Here is a 16,407-nt window from a genome sequence, read left to right as displayed (position 1 = left end):
CTATGCACACTCCGAAACTGATGTTACCTACCCTTCTGTCACTGGCCATCATGGCCGGTGGCGCCGGGGCCGCCAGCGCCGCGAACCTCGTGCCGCCGAAGGGCTACGACGCTCCGATCGAAAAAATGAAAACCGGTGACCACAATTTCAGTTGTGAAGCCATTCCCAAGCCTTACACCGACAAGCTGGTGTTTCGCAGCAAATACGAAGGTTCCGACAAGGCGCGTGCGACCCTGAACGAACAGTCCGAGGAAGCCTTTCGCAGCGCGACCAAAGACATCACCACCCTTGAGCGTGGTGTCAGCAAAGTCGTTATGCAGTACATGCGCGATGGTCGCCCTGAACAGCTCGATTGCGCGCTGAACATGATGACCACTTGGGCCAAGGCCGATGCGCTGGAATCCAAAGATTTCAACCACACCGGCAAGTCGATGCGCAAATGGGCATTGGGCAGTATGTCCTCCGCTTACCTGCGCTTGAAGTTCTCCGATTCCAAGCCTCTGGCCAACCGTCAGGGCGAGGCGCAAATCATTGAGGCCTGGTTCAGCAAGCTGGCTGACCAGGTCATCAGTGACTGGAGCAACCTGCCGCTGGAAAAAATCAACAACCACTCGTACTGGGCCGCATGGTCGGTGATGGCAACGGCTGTCGCCACCAACCGCCAGGACCTGTTCGACTGGGCGATCAAAGAATACAAAGTCGCTGCCAATCAAGTCGATGCGGAAGGCTATCTGCCTAACGAAATGAAGCGTCGTCAGCGTGCCCTTTCCTACCATAACTACGCGTTGCCACCACTGGCGATGATCGCCAGCTTTGCGCAGGCCAACGGCGTGGATGTGCGTCCGGAAAACAACGGTGCTCTGAAGCGTCTGGCTGATCGCGTGCTCTCCGGCGTGAAAGACCCGGAAGCCTTCGCTGCTAAAAACGGTGAAGAACAGGACATGACGGACCTCAAGAAAGATCCGAAATTCGCCTGGCTTGAACCGTACTGCTCGCTCTACACCTGCAGCCCTGAAGTGCTTGAAAACAAGCACGAAAAACAACCCTTCAAGACTTTCCGCCTGGGCGGTGACCTGACCAAGGTCTACGACCCAGAGCACGAGAAGGGTGACAAAGGCTCGTAAGTAATCCCCTGTAGGAGCGCGCTTGCCCGCGATTGCGGCGTGCCAGACGTCACAAACGTGGACTGAACTGACGCTATCGCGGGCAAGCGCGCTCCTACAGACAGGGTGAAACAGTAAACGCATCAACCTCCATATTTTTATGGGGGGTTTGGGGGGGCTTTGGGCCCTTGACTGATGGATAAACGGAGATATCAGGATGGTGTTCTCATCCAACGTGTTCCTGTTCCTGTTCTTGCCGATCTTCCTCGGCTTGTACTACCTGAGCGGGCAACGCTATCGCAATCTGCTGCTGCTGATTGCCAGTTATGTGTTCTATGCCTGGTGGCGTGTGGACTTCCTCGCGCTGTTCATCGGCGTAACGGTGTGGAACTACTGGATCGGCCTGCAAGTAGGTGCGGCAGGCGTTCGCACCAAGCCGGCACAACGCTGGCTGTTGCTGGGCGTGGTGGTTGACCTCGGTATCCTGGGCTACTTCAAGTACGCTAACTTCGGCGTCGACAGCATCAACGCAATGATGACGTCGGTCGGTCTGGAACCTTTCATCCTGACCCACGTGTTGCTGCCGATCGGTATCTCGTTCTATGTCTTCGAGTCCATCAGCTACATCATTGACGTGTACCGCGGTGATACCCCGGCTACACGTAACCTGATCGACTTTGCTGCGTTTGTGGCGATCTTCCCGCACTTGATTGCAGGCCCCGTGCTGCGTTTCCGTGACCTGGCTGACCAGTTCAACAACCGTACCCACACCCTGGACAAGTTCTCCGAAGGCTGCACGCGCTTCATGCAGGGTTTCATCAAGAAAGTGTTCATCGCCGACACCCTCGCGGTCGTTGCCGATCACTGCTTCGCCCTGCAAAACCCGACCACAGGCGATGCCTGGCTGGGTGCGCTGGCTTACACCGCGCAGCTGTATTTTGACTTCTCCGGTTACAGCGACATGGCGATTGGTCTGGGCCTGATGATGGGTTTCCGCTTCATGGAAAACTTCAAACAGCCTTACATCAGTCAGTCGATCACCGAGTTCTGGCGTCGCTGGCACATCAGCCTCTCCACTTGGTTGCGTGACTACCTGTACATAACCCTGGGCGGCAACCGTGGCGGCAAGTTCGCGACCTATCGCAACCTGTTTCTGACCATGCTGCTGGGTGGTCTGTGGCACGGCGCCAACATCACCTACGTGATCTGGGGTGCATGGCACGGTGTCTGGCTGGCGATCGAAAAAGCCATCGGCCTAAATACCGCTCCACGTACATTCAACGTAATGCGCTGGGCTTTGACCTTCCTGATCGTGGTCACTGGCTGGGTGATCTTCCGCGCAGAAAACCTGCACGTTGCCGGCCGTATGTACGGCGCGATGTTCAGCTTCGGCGACTGGAAACTGTCGGAACTCAACCAGGCAAGCCTCACCGGTCTGCAAGTGGCGACCATGGTCGTGGCTTACGCAACGCTGGCGTTCTTCGGTCTGCGTGACTTCTACACCAACCGTCCTGCCGAAAAAGCTGCCAGCAAGACCAACCCGGATCTGGGCGTTCAGGCTGACGGCCCTGCCACTGCGCAGCCAGGCATGATCAAAGCCGTACCGGGCGACAAACCAGGAAGCATTCACGAGCCAGGCTACATCGTGGGTACTGAAGCTCAGGTACAGCCTGCTTACTGGGTTGCCGACTGGCCACGTTACGCAATGCGTGCAGTGATCCTGCTGCTGTTCATTGCTTCGATTCTCAAACTGTCGGCGCAAAGCTTCTCGCCGTTCCTTTACTTCCAATTCTGAGGACATGCCATGACCCGCTCATTACGCATCCTCTACATCGGCCTGTTTCTGGCTATCCTGCTGATACTGGGTATCTGGTCGCTGCGCAGTTTTGCCAGCTTCTCGACAACCCCTGAAACCACCGTGCTTAACGGCAAGTGGGCCAAGGCTGCGGAAACTCATTACGACGAAGAGTTTCCGATCAAGCGCTTGGGCACCAACCTCTGGGCAGCGCTGGATTACAAGCTGTTCAACGAAGGTCGTCCCGGCGTTGTACTCGGCAAGGATCAGTGGCTGTTCACTGATGAAGAGTTCGATGCCATCGCCAACGGTGACAAGAACGAAGCGGAAAACCTGGCAATCGTCCAGGGCGTACGTGACGAACTGAAAGCCAAAGGCACACAGCTGGTACTGGCAATTGTTCCTGCCAAAACCCGCCTGTATCCGGAGCACATTGGCGACAACAAACCCGCCACTTTGCACACCGACCTTTATCAGCAGTTCCACGCACAAGCAGCGCAAGCCGGTCTGGTCGCACCTGATTTGCTTGCACCGCTGCAAGGTGCAAAGCAACACGGCCAGGTCTTCCTGCGTACCGATACTCACTGGACGCCAATGGGTGCAGAAGTTGTGGCCAAGCAGTTGGGCGAAGTCATCGCCCAGCAGACGCCACTGAGCGGCGAGCCTGAAAAGTTCGTCACCCAGGCCAAGGAAACAGCGCCCTACAAGGGCGACCTGACTAACTTCCTGCCACTTGACCCGTTGTTCAGCAACCTGTTGCCGCAACCTGATCAACTGCAACAGCGCAGTACCGATCCGGTAGCAGCAGAAGCCGAAGGCGATGACGCATTGTTCGCCGACAGCGATGTTGCTGTTGGTCTGGTAGGCACCAGCTACAGCGCCAACCCGAACTGGAACTTCGTCGGCGCACTTAAAGAAGCGCTGCACAGTGATGTTGTGAACTACGCAGAAGACGGCCACGGCCCGATCCTGCCGATGCTCAAATACCTGCAAACCGACGCGTTCAAAAACAGCCCGCCGCAAGTCCTGATCTGGGAATTTCCGGAGCGTTATCTGCCCGTTCACAACGACCTTAAAGACTTTGATCAGCAGTGGATTGCACAGCTAAAAAAAGCTGCTCCTGACGCGATCAAAACGCAACAAAACGTCGTTCAGAACGTCAAATCTTCCGACTCGCCAAACCAGGCCCAAAACTGAGAGGACTACCCTTATGACCTTACAGAATTCGAACACTCGCACTGCCAAGAAAAGCCTGCTGAAAACCTGCGCACTGGCTGCCGGTATCAGCCTCTTCACCCTGCAAGCATTCGCCGGTGACTCCGCACTGTACGGCCCAACCGCACCAAAAGGTTCGACCTTCGTGCGTGTCTACAACGCCAGCAGCTCCGAGATCAGCGCTTCGGTTGGCAACACCAACATGAACGAAGTGGCACCACAGGGCAGCACTGCATTCAGCTTCATGCCACAAGGTGATTACACCGCCAAACTGGGCAGCCAGAGCGTCCCGGTGAAACTGGCAGGCGACCACTATTACACCCTGGTCAACAACGCCAGCGGCAAACCACAACTGGTTGAAGAACCACCGTTCAAAAACAAGCAGAAATCCCTGGTTCGCGTACAGAACCTGAGCGACAAGGCACTGACCTTGAAAACTGCTGATGGCAAGACCGAAGTCGTAAAAACCGTTGCCGCCAAAGGCACCGGCGAGCGTGAAATCAACCCGGTAAAAGTCAGCCTGGCGCTGTACGACGGCGACAAGAAAGTCACTGACCTGAAACCGGTTGCCCTGGAGCGTGGCGAAGCTGCCGTGCTGTACATCACCGGTAGCGGCAGTGGCCTGTCTCCGGTGTGGGTAAAACCACCGGTAGCAACTCGCTAATTACGGATTTGTCAGTCGGCCCGATCCATCATCGGGCCGACCGACGCGGAACAAAAACAAGACTGAAACGACAGACCGACGTACAGCCCTATTTCGAAATGCTCTTGGAGAAACAAAATGATTCCAGTGATCTTGTCAGGCGGTAGCGGTTCACGACTCTGGCCGCTTTCGCGTAAGCAATTCCCAAAACAGTTTCTGGCGCTGACCGGGAACCACACCCTCTTCCAGCAAACCCTCGAGCGCCTGAAGTTCGAAGGCATGCAAGACCCGATCGTGGTCTGCAACAAAGAGCACCGCTTCATCGTTAACGAGCAGCTCAATGCACTGGGTCTAGAAACCCAGACCGTGATCATGGAACCGTTTGGCCGCAACACTGCGCCAGCCGTTGCCATCACCGCCATGCTGCTGCTCAGCGAAGGCAACGACGAGCTGATGCTGGTCATGCCCGCTGACCACGTGATCGAAGATCAGAAAGCCCTGCAACGCGCACTGGCTCTGGCCACCGTAGCGGCCGAGCGTGGCGAGATGGTCCTGTTCGGTGTCCCTGCTACCAAGCCGGAAACCGGTTATGGCTACATCAAGTCCACTGCCGATGCGCTGCTGCCAGAAGGCGTGAGCCGCGTGTCGCACTTCGTTGAGAAGCCTGACGAACAGCGCGCTACCGAGTTCGTTGAAGCCGGTGGTTACTACTGGAACAGCGGCATGTTCCTGTTCCGCGCCAGCCGCTTCCTCGAAGAACTGAAAAAGCACGATCCGGACATCTACGACACCTGCATGATGACCCTGGAGCGCAGCAAGCACGAAGGCGACACCATCGACATCGACGAAGCCACCTTCGCCTGCTGCCCGGACAACTCCATCGACTACGCCGTGATGGAAAAAACCCAGCGCGCTTGCGTTGTGCCATTGACCGCTGGCTGGAACGACGTTGGCTGCTGGTCCTCGCTGTGGGCTGTGCAACAGAAAGACAGCAACGGCAACGTCACCAAAGGCGACGTGGTTATCCAGGACAGCCGCAACTGCATGATCCACGGCAACGGCAAACTGGTGTCGGTGATCGGTCTGGACAACATCGTCGTGGTCGAAACCAAAGACGCCATGATGATTGCCCACAAGGACAAAGTTCAGGGCGTCAAGCAGATGGTCAACACGCTCAATGAGCAAGGCCGCAGCGAAACCCAGAACCACCTTGAAGTCTATCGTCCATGGGGTTCTTACGACTCCGTCGACATGGGCGGCCGCTTCCAGGTCAAGCGCATCTCGGTAAAACCGGGTGCCAGCCTGTCCCTGCAGATGCACCACCACCGCGCCGAACACTGGATCGTGGTATCGGGCACTGCACAGGTTACTTGCGACGAAAACGTGTTCCTGCTGACCGAAAACCAATCGACCTACATCCCGATTGCTTCGGTTCACCGCCTGAAAAACCCAGGCAAGATCCCGTTGGAAATCATCGAAGTTCAATCCGGCAGCTACCTGGGTGAAGACGACATCGAACGTTACGAAGACGTTTACGGTCGCTCCGCGCAACTGGAAGCCGGCGTCAAGACGCAAACCATTGCACGTTAATTTGCTGTTTTAACTGCAATCGGCAACGAGCAGTACACCTCAACAACCTTTTGCGTACCCCATCCGCAGTAGGTTGTTGAGGTTTTTTTTGGTCTGCGTTTTTTGTAATCGAAATGGAGCCTGACTCTTTGGGAGCGAATTTATTCGCGGTGAGGGCAGTAAATCCAACACATCTACAGGGGCTGATAAAAAGCTCTCGCTAATAGTTCGCTCCGACAGGTTCTACGCCGGACGTCCTACCTTACTCGACTTTCCGCACACCGCTCGCTGTGGGAAAAAGAGACGCAAAACGCAAGTATTTATAACAGCCATCTGTAAGAATTTTATGAGTTCTTTCAGGAGGCGCAGCGCATTTACTTTTAATTACACTTTCAGCATTGACCGCACACCGCACTCGATGATTACGTCACTTCATTAGTTAATCAAACCACCTCATTGTACAAAAGTATGTTTGGCGTATCGCCCGGCACTTACATTCGTGCAAGAAGAAATTATATAAAAGGACTTACAATGAACAACTGCACTCTTAAAAAAACACTGCTTGCGACATCAATTTTTCTAGCGCTGAGTGGAATATATGGTTCTACAGCTTTAGCCACACCGGCCTGTGACCCAGACACCCTCCAGCAAGCTAATACCCTCGAAGGCAAGAGTACTCAAGAACCCACAGATGCGTTAACCGATGTCACCGATGTCACCGATGTCACCGATGTCACCGATGTCACCGATGTCCAAATCACAGACCTGCCGGATAAAATCAACAGTATTGTTGATAAACTGGAGAGCGCTGGCGATGTTAAATACTACAGTTTCACAGCGTTGCGTGGACAGAAAGTAATGATCAACGACGTTCTGCGAGGGGTTGAAGGCTCGTTTTGGAAAATCGAATATAACATCGCAGGTGATTGGCAATCTTTACCTACGTCCGAATCGGTAATCACGGCGTCACTGACCGCCGGCCAGAAGGTTAATCTCAGAGTTTCTCACCCGGCCGGAATGCTCTTTCAAGCAGATAAATACTTCAACATTGATTTCGGCTCAGCCCCATACGCCCACAATATCAGGATTGAAACAGAAGGTCCGAAGACTGGAACCTATTTCATGACCTCAACATTCAGAGACCGAATTATGTGGGCGACGAATATCAGGGACTCAACGGGTCAGCTTTTAGAGGGGGCTACAGTCGATTTTGTCATCAGACCGGATGATCAAAATCTTTCCAACAAAGTTAAATCACGCCGCGTCACCGTCACGGGAGGCATCGTGGAATACGTGAGTTTTCCAGCCTGCAATGGGCGCCACGTGACCACCCCTTTCACCGGGGTGTATGATTTCAAAACAAAATGGCGCGCCACTTACAATACCGGCCACTGGCAAGTATCTGTCCGAGGCAACCCATCAACTGGAATCAGTCCAGGGTCTATCACACAAATCTGCTCAATGAATATTAGCGGCTAATATTTGAAGGCTAACGGCATTTTTCATGTGGTTAGCCCTCTCGCAAACAAGAGTGGGCAAAGTGCCGATCATAGTTGCTTGGTAAACCTTCTATCGTACGCCCTACTAAACCCGCCAACATCCAGATATAGTCTTCTGCCGCCTTCTTTAATTCTGAATTCCCATTCAGTACTTCAAAAAGCGTTTTTTCGGCCTTTGCATCCAGTGAGCGCGAAATGCTCACCGGATGAATCGTGCCTTTCTCATCTATTGTGAAGCTTATTTCGTTTAACAATTCAGGATCAACGCCAGCAGTAGTTTTTTTTAGATCTTGCCATATAGCGTCCACTTGAGTTGCTACGCGCTCTGCCGCTTGCCTGCGGCCATCTAATCTTGCCTGTTCGTAAGACTCCCACGGACTCAGTTCTCGGTAGGATACACAGCCTTCCTCAAGCAAGCGCGGGGGATTATCAAGCTCCACCTCGTGATAAATATAATCGGGCTCCGGCGCACTGATCACCAACTCACACTCGCGCGCGGTTCTTTCATCAACCCCGCCCTCTCTTTTGGCTTTCTCATAGGCAATTTCAATTGCGCGTCTGTACGAATGATTTGGATCGACGGTATAAGTCAGATTCATGGTGGGCTCTCATGCCAGTGTACATAAGAGGTGTAACGGCACAACCGTGAATTAGCTGACCTGAGTATTGAGACCGAAAAATCCTGTCAACTTGTATGACGTAGCCTACAGTACCTGACTCTAATCCTTTTCCAGAAGTGCCCGGTATTTATTCTAGCCGCTGATGGTTTGCAGTCCCTTTAGACCTTGTGAAGGCTTCAAACCCTTCCACCTCTACTCATTAGCACACCCTAGCCTGCTCTCATCAAACAACAGCAAGTACTAGATTGAAATGCATTTTCTGTAGCTGTTTACTTCGCGACAACGGTACGTCGTGGACATAAGACTCACGCCTACAGACGATCACCGAACCCATGGGATTTAGACTATTTCGCAACAACGCCTATCGACGTTCGCAATAAACGATGCGCAGAAGTCCGACTTAGAGCGGTCGCTTCCGCCCCCAACATCTGTTCTGCATAGATTGTCACTGTCAGTTATGACAGTGACAACGCTCAACGGCCTGGCGCTTAAATATCTACGAAACCTTTAATTTCGAAGAGGTCGTAGAAATGAACACTGATGACCGCCCTGCTTCGCCTGAACAAGTGTCGTTATGCTTGGCCACAGAAGACGACGCTTCACTATCAGGCTCCATAAATCAAGAAGATCTCACGCCGTCTCCCGGCGACAGTGATGAGCAATCAATTGACTCAGGTTGCCCTGGTGGCAGCGCTTCGGGAGGAATTTGCACCCCCTACAATAACCTGCATCGCAGCAGCTGGATGTCTACTTACGATGGGGTTGGCAAGTTACGAATTGCAGACGCAATATTGCCCGGCACTCATAATGCGGGCTTCGACAAAGAGGCTCCCTACAGCTCTAATTCCAATACCTGCCAGGACGTCTCACCGTACAAGCAGTTGATGACAGGCGTCAGAGTACTGGACTTGAGGGTGCAGTTTTTCGACGGCTATCCCGCAGAGGATCCAAAACGGTTCATGATTTTCCATGATCTGGTTTCACAACGTACTGTCGCCAACGATTTTCTGGGAGAGATTTTGCGCTTCAGGACGCATACGCCTGGTGCAGGCGCTCCCAAACGAGAAGTCATTGTTCTGGACTTCCATCAGTTCAAGAACTTCACCGCCGCCGCCCATCTGGAGTTACACCAACTGATAAAGTCCAGATTAAACGATATTTTGATACCCCCCTGGATGAACGCGCTCACCATCAGCCAGATCTGGGAATATGAAAATCCAGCGGTCGTTATTGCCTATAACGATGGTCAAAGAGACTCTCTATTCTGGTCTGGCGTGAACCATCGCTGGATAGGTTCCGACACGCCTACCACAGATACACTCAAAGCCTTCATGGATCGGGTAGCACAAGAAGATAAACCGTATGAGGAACTCAGATCGATTCAGTGTGCCAAGTACGTTGCGTTCCCGGCCTTTGTCCCAGATGATTTTTCGGACAAAATTCGTCAATGGTTTTATTCAACCAATCAACTTTCTTATATTCAGAAGTTTTTCGTGATCAACACCGACTGGTCGCTGAGGCAACGGCTGATCGACAACTGCATACATGCAAATTTCCAGAAACTTATCCGAATGGGGCCATACGCGGACATTAATGTCCCACAAGTCCCCGACGGCTACATATTACCGAGCGGCAACCGAGCACTGATTGCGCGACTTGGCAATGGCAGCTGGACAAGGATAATTTCTCCCCCCGCCTACCTGACCACAAACTCAACTGTACTGATTATAAGTTCAGCCACCTACTCCACCGAGCTCGTCACGAACCGGATAGACTTTCCGTTTGATTCAATGTTGCTCAACACTGGCGACATGGTCTCATTGAGCGCTATCAACGGAACATTGAGGTACCGCATTCTGGCCGCGACCTATCTCGCGGATGAGCCAGAAATTCCGGCGCCGGGTTTACACGATAAGCTCATTCACTATCAACTTGATGATGGCCATTGGTCGCCCCAAATCAAGCTAGCGCCGCAGGCTCCAGACTCCAGCATTGTGCACATTGCATCCAGCGCATCACTCGCCGCAACGCTGGATGGATCGAACCTGGACTATGGACTCGACATCCCTATCCCTACCGGCTTTTCGGAGTATTTCATTTTTCATGAATACTCCGGGAAATGGGAAAGAATCGGTGATGAGCCCATACCGCCTCCCGAACTCACGGCACCCACGGGGTTTCGAATAGCCCATAACACCTACCAACCGATAGATTTGAGCTGGAATCGGGTGGCTGCAGCGGTCAAATACAAAGTCTACCGCTGGTGGACGCAGATTGACGAAACAACAGATCTGAGTTTTGTGCGTAACATTGAAGGCTATGGTCGTTATCACGTCCGGGCTGTAGACGCCGCTGGTAATCTTTCGCAGAAAACCGATTATTTGTACTTCTTCCCGCCCTCCTAAAATCCGTTAATACGTAAAGGGATTGCCTTGAGACAGCAATCCCTGGATGCGTAATCGTCTGACCGACCTATCGCATAGCCATTAGCAAACCCCACCCCGCTTTCGGTACGATGCATCCTCATCTGTTCACGAGGCGCGAATCATGCTGTTTGGCGCACTGCTTATCCTGACCTGGCTGGTATTGCTGCTGCGTTATCCGGCCAAGGCCTTGCCTGTTTCACTCGCGGCTGCCGCTGGCCTGGGGATCGTGGCGATGGTGGTCATCTGGCAAGACAGTCAGGAAACCCGACGCCTGGAACACATGGGCATCCGCATGGATTACGCCCCCGACCAATGCCCAGTTGGTAAACCGCTATTGGTGCTGATTGATAACACCAACAAGGTTCCTCTCGTAGAATTGCGCTGGCGCGTCGCCGCTTATGCGCCCGGTGATACCGTGAACCTGACCGACGATGCTTATGCAGGCCCTCGATATAGCGGGCCGGGCGAGCTGCAGGCCGGTAGTCAATGGCAAGATTGCTTGCCGCTACCACCCTTGCGCCAAGGCTACCGCCCGCAGACGCTGGAGTTTCGCGCGGAGCATTTACAAGGTAGTTTTTCAAACTAATCCAAGGAATAACAAGATGCCCAACGTCCTCATCACTGGCTGCTCCAGCGGCATTGGCCGCGCTTTGGCGGATGCATTCAAAGGTGCGGGTCATGAGGTCTGGGCCACTGCGCGCAAGCCTGAAGACGTTGCCGCGCTGAATGCTGCCGGTTTCACAGGCGTACAACTGGACGTCAACGACAGCGTCGCGCTGGAGCAATTAGCGGCACGCTTTGATGGGCTGGATGTGTTGATCAACAACGCAGGTTATGGCGCCATGGGACCGCTGCTCGATGGCGGCGTCGAGGCGATGCAGCGCCAGTTTGAGACCAATGTGTTTTCGGTGGTGGGCGTGACGCGGGCGTTTTTCCCGGCACTGCGCAGTCGCAAAGGTCTGGTGGTCAATATCGGCAGCGTATCCGGTATTTTGGTTACGCCATTTGCCGGGGCGTATTGCGCGTCGAAGGCCGCGGTGCACGCTCTGAGTGAAGCATTGCGTCTGGAGTTGGCGCCCTTCTCGATCAAGGTGCTGGAGGTTCAGCCCGGTGCCATCGACACGAGTTTTGCGAAGAACGCCAGCCATGAGGCTGAATTGCTGATCAACGAACAATCGCCATGGTGGCCTCTGCGTGAAGGGATTCGAGCAAGGGCCAAGGCCTCGCAAGACAACCCGACCCCCGCCATCGATTTCGCCCAGGATGTGCTGCGCGCCGTGCAACAGACCGAACCGCCACGACTCCTGCGCTCGGGCAATGGCTCAAGGGTGCTGCCGTTGATGAGCTGGTTGTTGCCCAAAGGGTTGCTGGATAAAAAACTGCGCCAGCGGTTTGGGTTGGAAAAGACGCTGTAGTTACACTTCCCGATTGAATACGAGCCCCTGTAGGTGCCAACAAGTTGGCCGCTACAGGGAGACGGAGTTACCTGGACTCAACCCGTGCCAACGAGCGTTCGAGTTCGGCTTTGGCCATACCGATCAGGTGTACCACCGAGAACGCCAAGTCGCGTTTCGGACCGTTGAGGCTATCGCCGGTTTCATAAGCCGTGGCGGCTGCGCAACGTAGCAGGTCGCTGACGTGCAGCAGCGATTCTTCGAGGGTGGGTTGTGGTGGATCTGGCGTTACTTTGATCATCTGATTAGGCCTTTAGCTAGGCCACCGAATGATCGCTGCTAAACAAGCAAAGGTGGCGACTTTGATACGGGTTAGCAGACCGGCGACCCAATCCCAAAAACCGGCGCACCCGAAGATGCCCCGCACAAAGCCGCCATAGACGGTACTTGCACCGGAATTGAAGTCAAACAGGCTGCTAAACCCGATCGCTGATACTCAACGACGGACGCAGCCTAGTGCCCGAAATCACCCTGCGCAAGGGCTCGGGATTTTCTCGGAAACTTCATTCAGAAGAAAGGGAAAAGGCCGCAGGAATGGGGTGTAGGACTGGGTTATTTGGTTAGCTGAAGTTACATGAACGACGCTAATTCATGTGGGAGCCGGGCTTGCCCGCGATAAAAGCGCTGCGGTGTTTCGTGCAGACCGCGTCATCGTTTATCGCGAGCAAACTCAGCTCCCACATAGACCGCGCTATTCCAGGTCTTGAGGCCCTGCCTCACGACACGCCTGCATCCCGCGCCTTTACCCCGCGAAAACAAAGAAACGTCCTACAACCGCGCCAAGTCTCAGCCTCTATATTTCATAGCCTGAGCAGAGCAATGGATGCACTGCCTATGACCTGTCAAGGAATGACAAATGAGCACCACAGCTACAGTCCCTGCCGATATCGACCAACTGGCCAGTGAGCTGGCCGATTTGGTTGATGCGGTCTCTCAACCCAGGTTGCTTTCCCCTTTTGCTTTTATCGATGATTTCATTCGCACAGCAGTAAAGCACTCAACGATGTATGAGCCGCATAAGGCACTGGTCACCAGCAACATGAAGATCAATGTCGAATACACCGACTCTCGTCACAGCGGATTGATCGGCGTCAGCCCTCCCCTCCCCAAGATCGCCACCTTTGAACTCCACCAGATAGTCACCGACTTCTTCCGCCACGACCTCAAAGACGCCACACGACTACGGATCCGCTGGCCCCCTGCGTTTACGCCTGAGTTACGCGATCTGTTCGATACGGTGAACCTGCAGGAGCGCTATATCAACGAGGTCGAGGCGCACTTTAATCGCCCTAACGTCAAAGAACTTTCCCTGCTGCTCACGCGACATGAACTGGACAGCATTATTCGTCGATACCTGGAGCACAGAGCCTCAGCCGCAGCGCTCATTACACTCGCCAATGATTACCTGAGCGGCTGGATTGAACCCCGGCTCGTGCAGTTTGAGGGCACGTCGCGAGTGAAGCTGGAACGGGCGCTGCTCCTGCCAACGCCTGAATACTATGAAGACCAGACAGTTCAAGGCTTACTGGTATTCCTGGGCAATGATCCGCAGCAAAAATCGGTCTACGAAATACCGCGTGATTTCGATCAGTTTCGGGCGCTGATAGAAAGAAACGCCGCACTGCGCAACAAGGTACTGGCGCGCATCCCGCTTTATCAGCGACTCAAGCCCGGCAATGACGAAGTCAAATATGTGCGAAGGTTCGAGACCAAGTATTACTGGGTCGCTCCCATCACATTTCATGCAAGCCCCGACATCGCCAATGCGCTGTTTGATCTGAGTTATCAGCGCCTGCTGTCTGATATCGATACGCTGGTTTCGACGGATGCCGAGCGCCTCGCTGATTCGGCTCTTGAGTTCAGCGGTTATCTTCTGGCAGGCCTGTCGTTGGGCATCACGCTGCCGGTCAGTGTCAGTCTGGTGCCCATCAGGCTGGTCGCGGCTTTCCTGCTGGGTATCGCCTCTGCGGCTACCGATGCGGTAAGGGCCGAGCTGGAAGATCTGCCCGAAGTAGCGGCCGGTTTGTACCGCGCGGCCATCATCAGCGCTCTGGCAGAAGTCATTGGCCCTCTGGTGTTGAAGGTCGTCGGCAAAGGGCTTTCAGCGCTGGCCAGGACCCAACTTGCACAGAGGCTCAAAGTCATCCTGAACACAAAAAAACTGCCGTCTTCAGCGACGCCTTATCTGATCGATGCGTTGGAACGCTCGAAACACTCGGCAAAGATGCGCTCGCTGGAATTGAAACTGAACGCCGACTTTAAAAAAGGTCCGCAGACGACGCAGCTATGGGTGGAGAACCAAGGGCGGTTTTCACAACAGTTCATTGAGCCGCATGACATCACGGTTTATCGCGGTTTTGTTTTTCGCGGCGACTCACGCGCTCCCGACATCATCTTTGAGAAGGGCTTCAGATTGCGAACAGCGGCCGCTGACTTGCAAAAAGATCTTCATCAAGCGACCGGCGTTCGCGGTGGTTTTGGTGGCGGCCATGACGCCTTGGACCCGGATGGCCGAGGCATCTCGACGTCGGTTTTCTATGACAAGGATCACGTAGGAGCTTTTACCTACGGTGGCGCCAAAGGAGGCCACACTTACCTCGTCGACGCCCGCCAGCTCGATGGTTATCACCTTTATGCCAATGACTTTGCTGCACGCTACCCCCAATCGCCTCGCCTGGACCTGGCTCCGGTCGAGATCAATTACGCAACTGATATACCCGCCTCGGCAATTGTCGGAGCCTACGACAAGAATGGGCTATTCATTCCCAATCTTGACGGGCTGCGCAGAACAGCGAGGATCAACCAGGCAAGACTTGAGCGAGAGCTGACCAAACGCACGTTCAACCGCGCGATTCCGAAAACGGGGCCTGATGAAGCCAGACTGGGGATTGAGGCGACACTCAGGTTGTTCTCCTGAAGCTCATCGCAGACAAGGTCGAGCACCGCCAGGGTTATGATTACCAGATAAATCGAGGTGCCTTATCGCGAGCTAGCTCAGCTCCCACAGAATCCAGGCAAATTCGTAGGACTGGCCAGGCGGCGTTCCGCTTTAGCCGGGAGAGCGGTGTTTCTGCCGAAGAACATCCAGCGACTATCCGGACGCCCTCCCGGCTAAAGCCGGTCCTACAGGGCTACGTAGGTTTTGTGGGAGCTGAGCTTGCTCGCGATGCAAACCACTCGGTGTGATGTCTTACGCCGGTTCATCATTCACCGCTCGCTCCCCCAACCTCAGGATTCACAATCACCGTGCAGGTAGTGCCCGCCGACAGCAGCACGTCGGCCGGTACTTCATCGAGATGTATCCGCACCGGCACTCGCTGTGCCAGGCGCACCCAGTTGAAGGTCGGGTTGACGTCGGCAATCAGTTCGCGACTTTCCGGGTTGTCACGGTCGTAAATGCCTCGGGCGATGCTTTCCACGTGACCTTTGAGCAACTGGCCGCTCATGAGCTGCATGTCCGCCGGATCACCTACACGGATGTGCGGCAGCTTGGTTTCCTCGAAAAAGCCATAGACCCAGAACGAGTTCATATCCACTACGGCCATTTTCGCCTCACCGATGCGCGCATAGTCGCCGCGATGCACGTTGAGGTTGGTGACGTAACCGTCCACGGCGGCCAACACTCGCGTGCGACGCAGGTTCAGTTCAGCGGCTTCAAGCCCTGCCAGCGCCAATTGATAATCGGCCTGCGCAGAGGTGGCGATGTTGCTCGCGTCGTCGCGGCTTTCGGTTGAGATCACCAGGTTGTCCATGTCGGCGCGGCGCTTGGCGTTGACCTTGCGCATCTCCCAGGTGGCCTTGCGTGACGCCACCAAGGCCTGAGCCTGCTTGACCGCCACTTGGTAATGCTCGGGATCAATCTGCATCAACAGATCGCCCTTTTTCACCTGTTGGTTATCGTGCACCGGCACCTCGACCACTGTGCCGCTGACGTCGGCGGCGACGTTGATGATGTCGGCACGCACCCGGCCATCGCGGGTCCAGGGCGTGTCCATGTAGTTGACCCACAAGGTGCGGCCGATCCAGATGGCCAAAGCCAGAACCAGTAACGTGGCAATCAGGCTGAAGAGCTTTTTCATCAGG

The 16,407-nt window shown here is 54.4% G+C and carries 13 protein-coding genes; 10 read left to right on the top strand and 3 right to left on the bottom strand.

Features of this window, described 5'->3' with window-relative positions:
* Window positions 1-2 precede the first annotated feature (2 nt).
* From ABRP31_RS04660 to ABRP31_RS04635, 6 genes are all read left to right on the top strand, one after another.
* Window positions 3-1,124 carry a mannuronate-specific alginate lyase gene (locus ABRP31_RS04660; RefSeq protein WP_349971581.1) on the top strand — a complete coding sequence of 374 codons (1,122 nt, stop codon included), beginning with the start codon at window positions 3-5 and terminating at the stop codon, window positions 1,122-1,124.
* Window positions 1,125-1,320: 196 nt separating this feature from the next.
* Complete coding sequence (locus ABRP31_RS04655) at window positions 1,321-2,898, top strand: MBOAT family protein (protein WP_087268940.1); 1,578 nt, start codon at window positions 1,321-1,323, stop codon at window positions 2,896-2,898.
* A 9-nt stretch (window positions 2,899-2,907) separates the two neighbouring features.
* Window positions 2,908-4,095 carry an alginate O-acetyltransferase gene (locus tag ABRP31_RS04650; RefSeq protein WP_349971582.1) on the top strand — a complete coding sequence of 396 codons (1,188 nt, stop codon included), beginning with the start codon at window positions 2,908-2,910 and terminating at the stop codon, window positions 4,093-4,095.
* A gap of 13 nt (window positions 4,096-4,108) precedes the next feature.
* Complete coding sequence (locus tag ABRP31_RS04645; RefSeq protein WP_087268936.1) at window positions 4,109-4,777, top strand: alginate O-acetyltransferase AlgF; 669 nt, start codon at window positions 4,109-4,111, stop codon at window positions 4,775-4,777.
* A gap of 117 nt (window positions 4,778-4,894) precedes the next feature.
* Entirely contained in the window at window positions 4,895-6,346 is a 1,452-nt protein-coding gene (locus ABRP31_RS04640; RefSeq protein WP_087268933.1) for a mannose-1-phosphate guanylyltransferase/mannose-6-phosphate isomerase, read from the top strand.
* A gap of 510 nt (window positions 6,347-6,856) precedes the next feature.
* On the top strand, window positions 6,857-7,804 hold the full coding sequence (locus ABRP31_RS04635; protein WP_349971584.1) for a hypothetical protein: 948 nt from the start codon (window positions 6,857-6,859) through the stop codon (window positions 7,802-7,804).
* Window positions 7,805-7,835: 31 nt separating this feature from the next.
* Here ABRP31_RS04635 and ABRP31_RS04630 read toward each other — a convergent pair whose 3' ends face one another.
* Entirely contained in the window at window positions 7,836-8,423 is a 588-nt protein-coding gene (locus ABRP31_RS04630) for a hypothetical protein (RefSeq protein WP_349971585.1), read from the bottom strand.
* A 551-nt stretch (window positions 8,424-8,974) separates the two neighbouring features.
* On the opposite strand from ABRP31_RS04630, the gene ABRP31_RS04625 reads away from it, so the two are divergent.
* The 3 genes from ABRP31_RS04625 (at window position 8,975) to ABRP31_RS04615 (ending at window position 12,285) form a co-directional block, all read left to right on the top strand.
* Window positions 8,975-10,849 (top strand): hypothetical protein, encoded by a 1,875-nt coding sequence (locus ABRP31_RS04625; RefSeq protein WP_349971586.1) that lies wholly within the window; start codon window positions 8,975-8,977, stop codon window positions 10,847-10,849.
* Window positions 10,850-10,991: 142 nt separating this feature from the next.
* Complete coding sequence (locus ABRP31_RS04620; protein ID WP_349971587.1) at window positions 10,992-11,456, top strand: multidrug transporter; 465 nt, start codon at window positions 10,992-10,994, stop codon at window positions 11,454-11,456.
* A 16-nt stretch (window positions 11,457-11,472) separates the two neighbouring features.
* A complete protein-coding gene (locus ABRP31_RS04615) occupies window positions 11,473-12,285 on the top strand; it encodes an SDR family oxidoreductase (protein ID WP_087268917.1) in 813 nt (270 codons plus the stop codon).
* A 67-nt stretch (window positions 12,286-12,352) separates the two neighbouring features.
* Here the strand turns inward: ABRP31_RS04615 and ABRP31_RS04610 are convergent, their stop codons facing one another.
* On the bottom strand, window positions 12,353-12,565 hold the full coding sequence (locus ABRP31_RS04610) for a DUF6124 family protein (protein WP_087268913.1): 213 nt from the start codon (window positions 12,563-12,565) through the stop codon (window positions 12,353-12,355).
* A gap of 615 nt (window positions 12,566-13,180) precedes the next feature.
* Here ABRP31_RS04610 and ABRP31_RS04605 point away from each other — a divergent pair.
* Window positions 13,181-15,241 (top strand): hypothetical protein, encoded by a 2,061-nt coding sequence (locus ABRP31_RS04605; protein WP_349971588.1) that lies wholly within the window; start codon window positions 13,181-13,183, stop codon window positions 15,239-15,241.
* Window positions 15,242-15,527: 286 nt separating this feature from the next.
* Here ABRP31_RS04605 and ABRP31_RS04600 read toward each other — a convergent pair whose 3' ends face one another.
* Window positions 15,528-16,403 (bottom strand): HlyD family secretion protein, encoded by an 876-nt coding sequence (locus ABRP31_RS04600; protein WP_349971589.1) that lies wholly within the window; start codon window positions 16,401-16,403, stop codon window positions 15,528-15,530.
* Window positions 16,404-16,407 lie beyond the last annotated feature (4 nt).

The sequence above is a fragment of the Pseudomonas caspiana genome, from assembly GCF_040224095.2.
GTDB classification, from domain to species: domain Bacteria; phylum Pseudomonadota; class Gammaproteobacteria; order Pseudomonadales; family Pseudomonadaceae; genus Aquipseudomonas; species Aquipseudomonas caspiana.
Note: the sequence above shows the minus strand (reverse complement) of the source record. Positions and strands in the feature narration are given on the sequence as shown.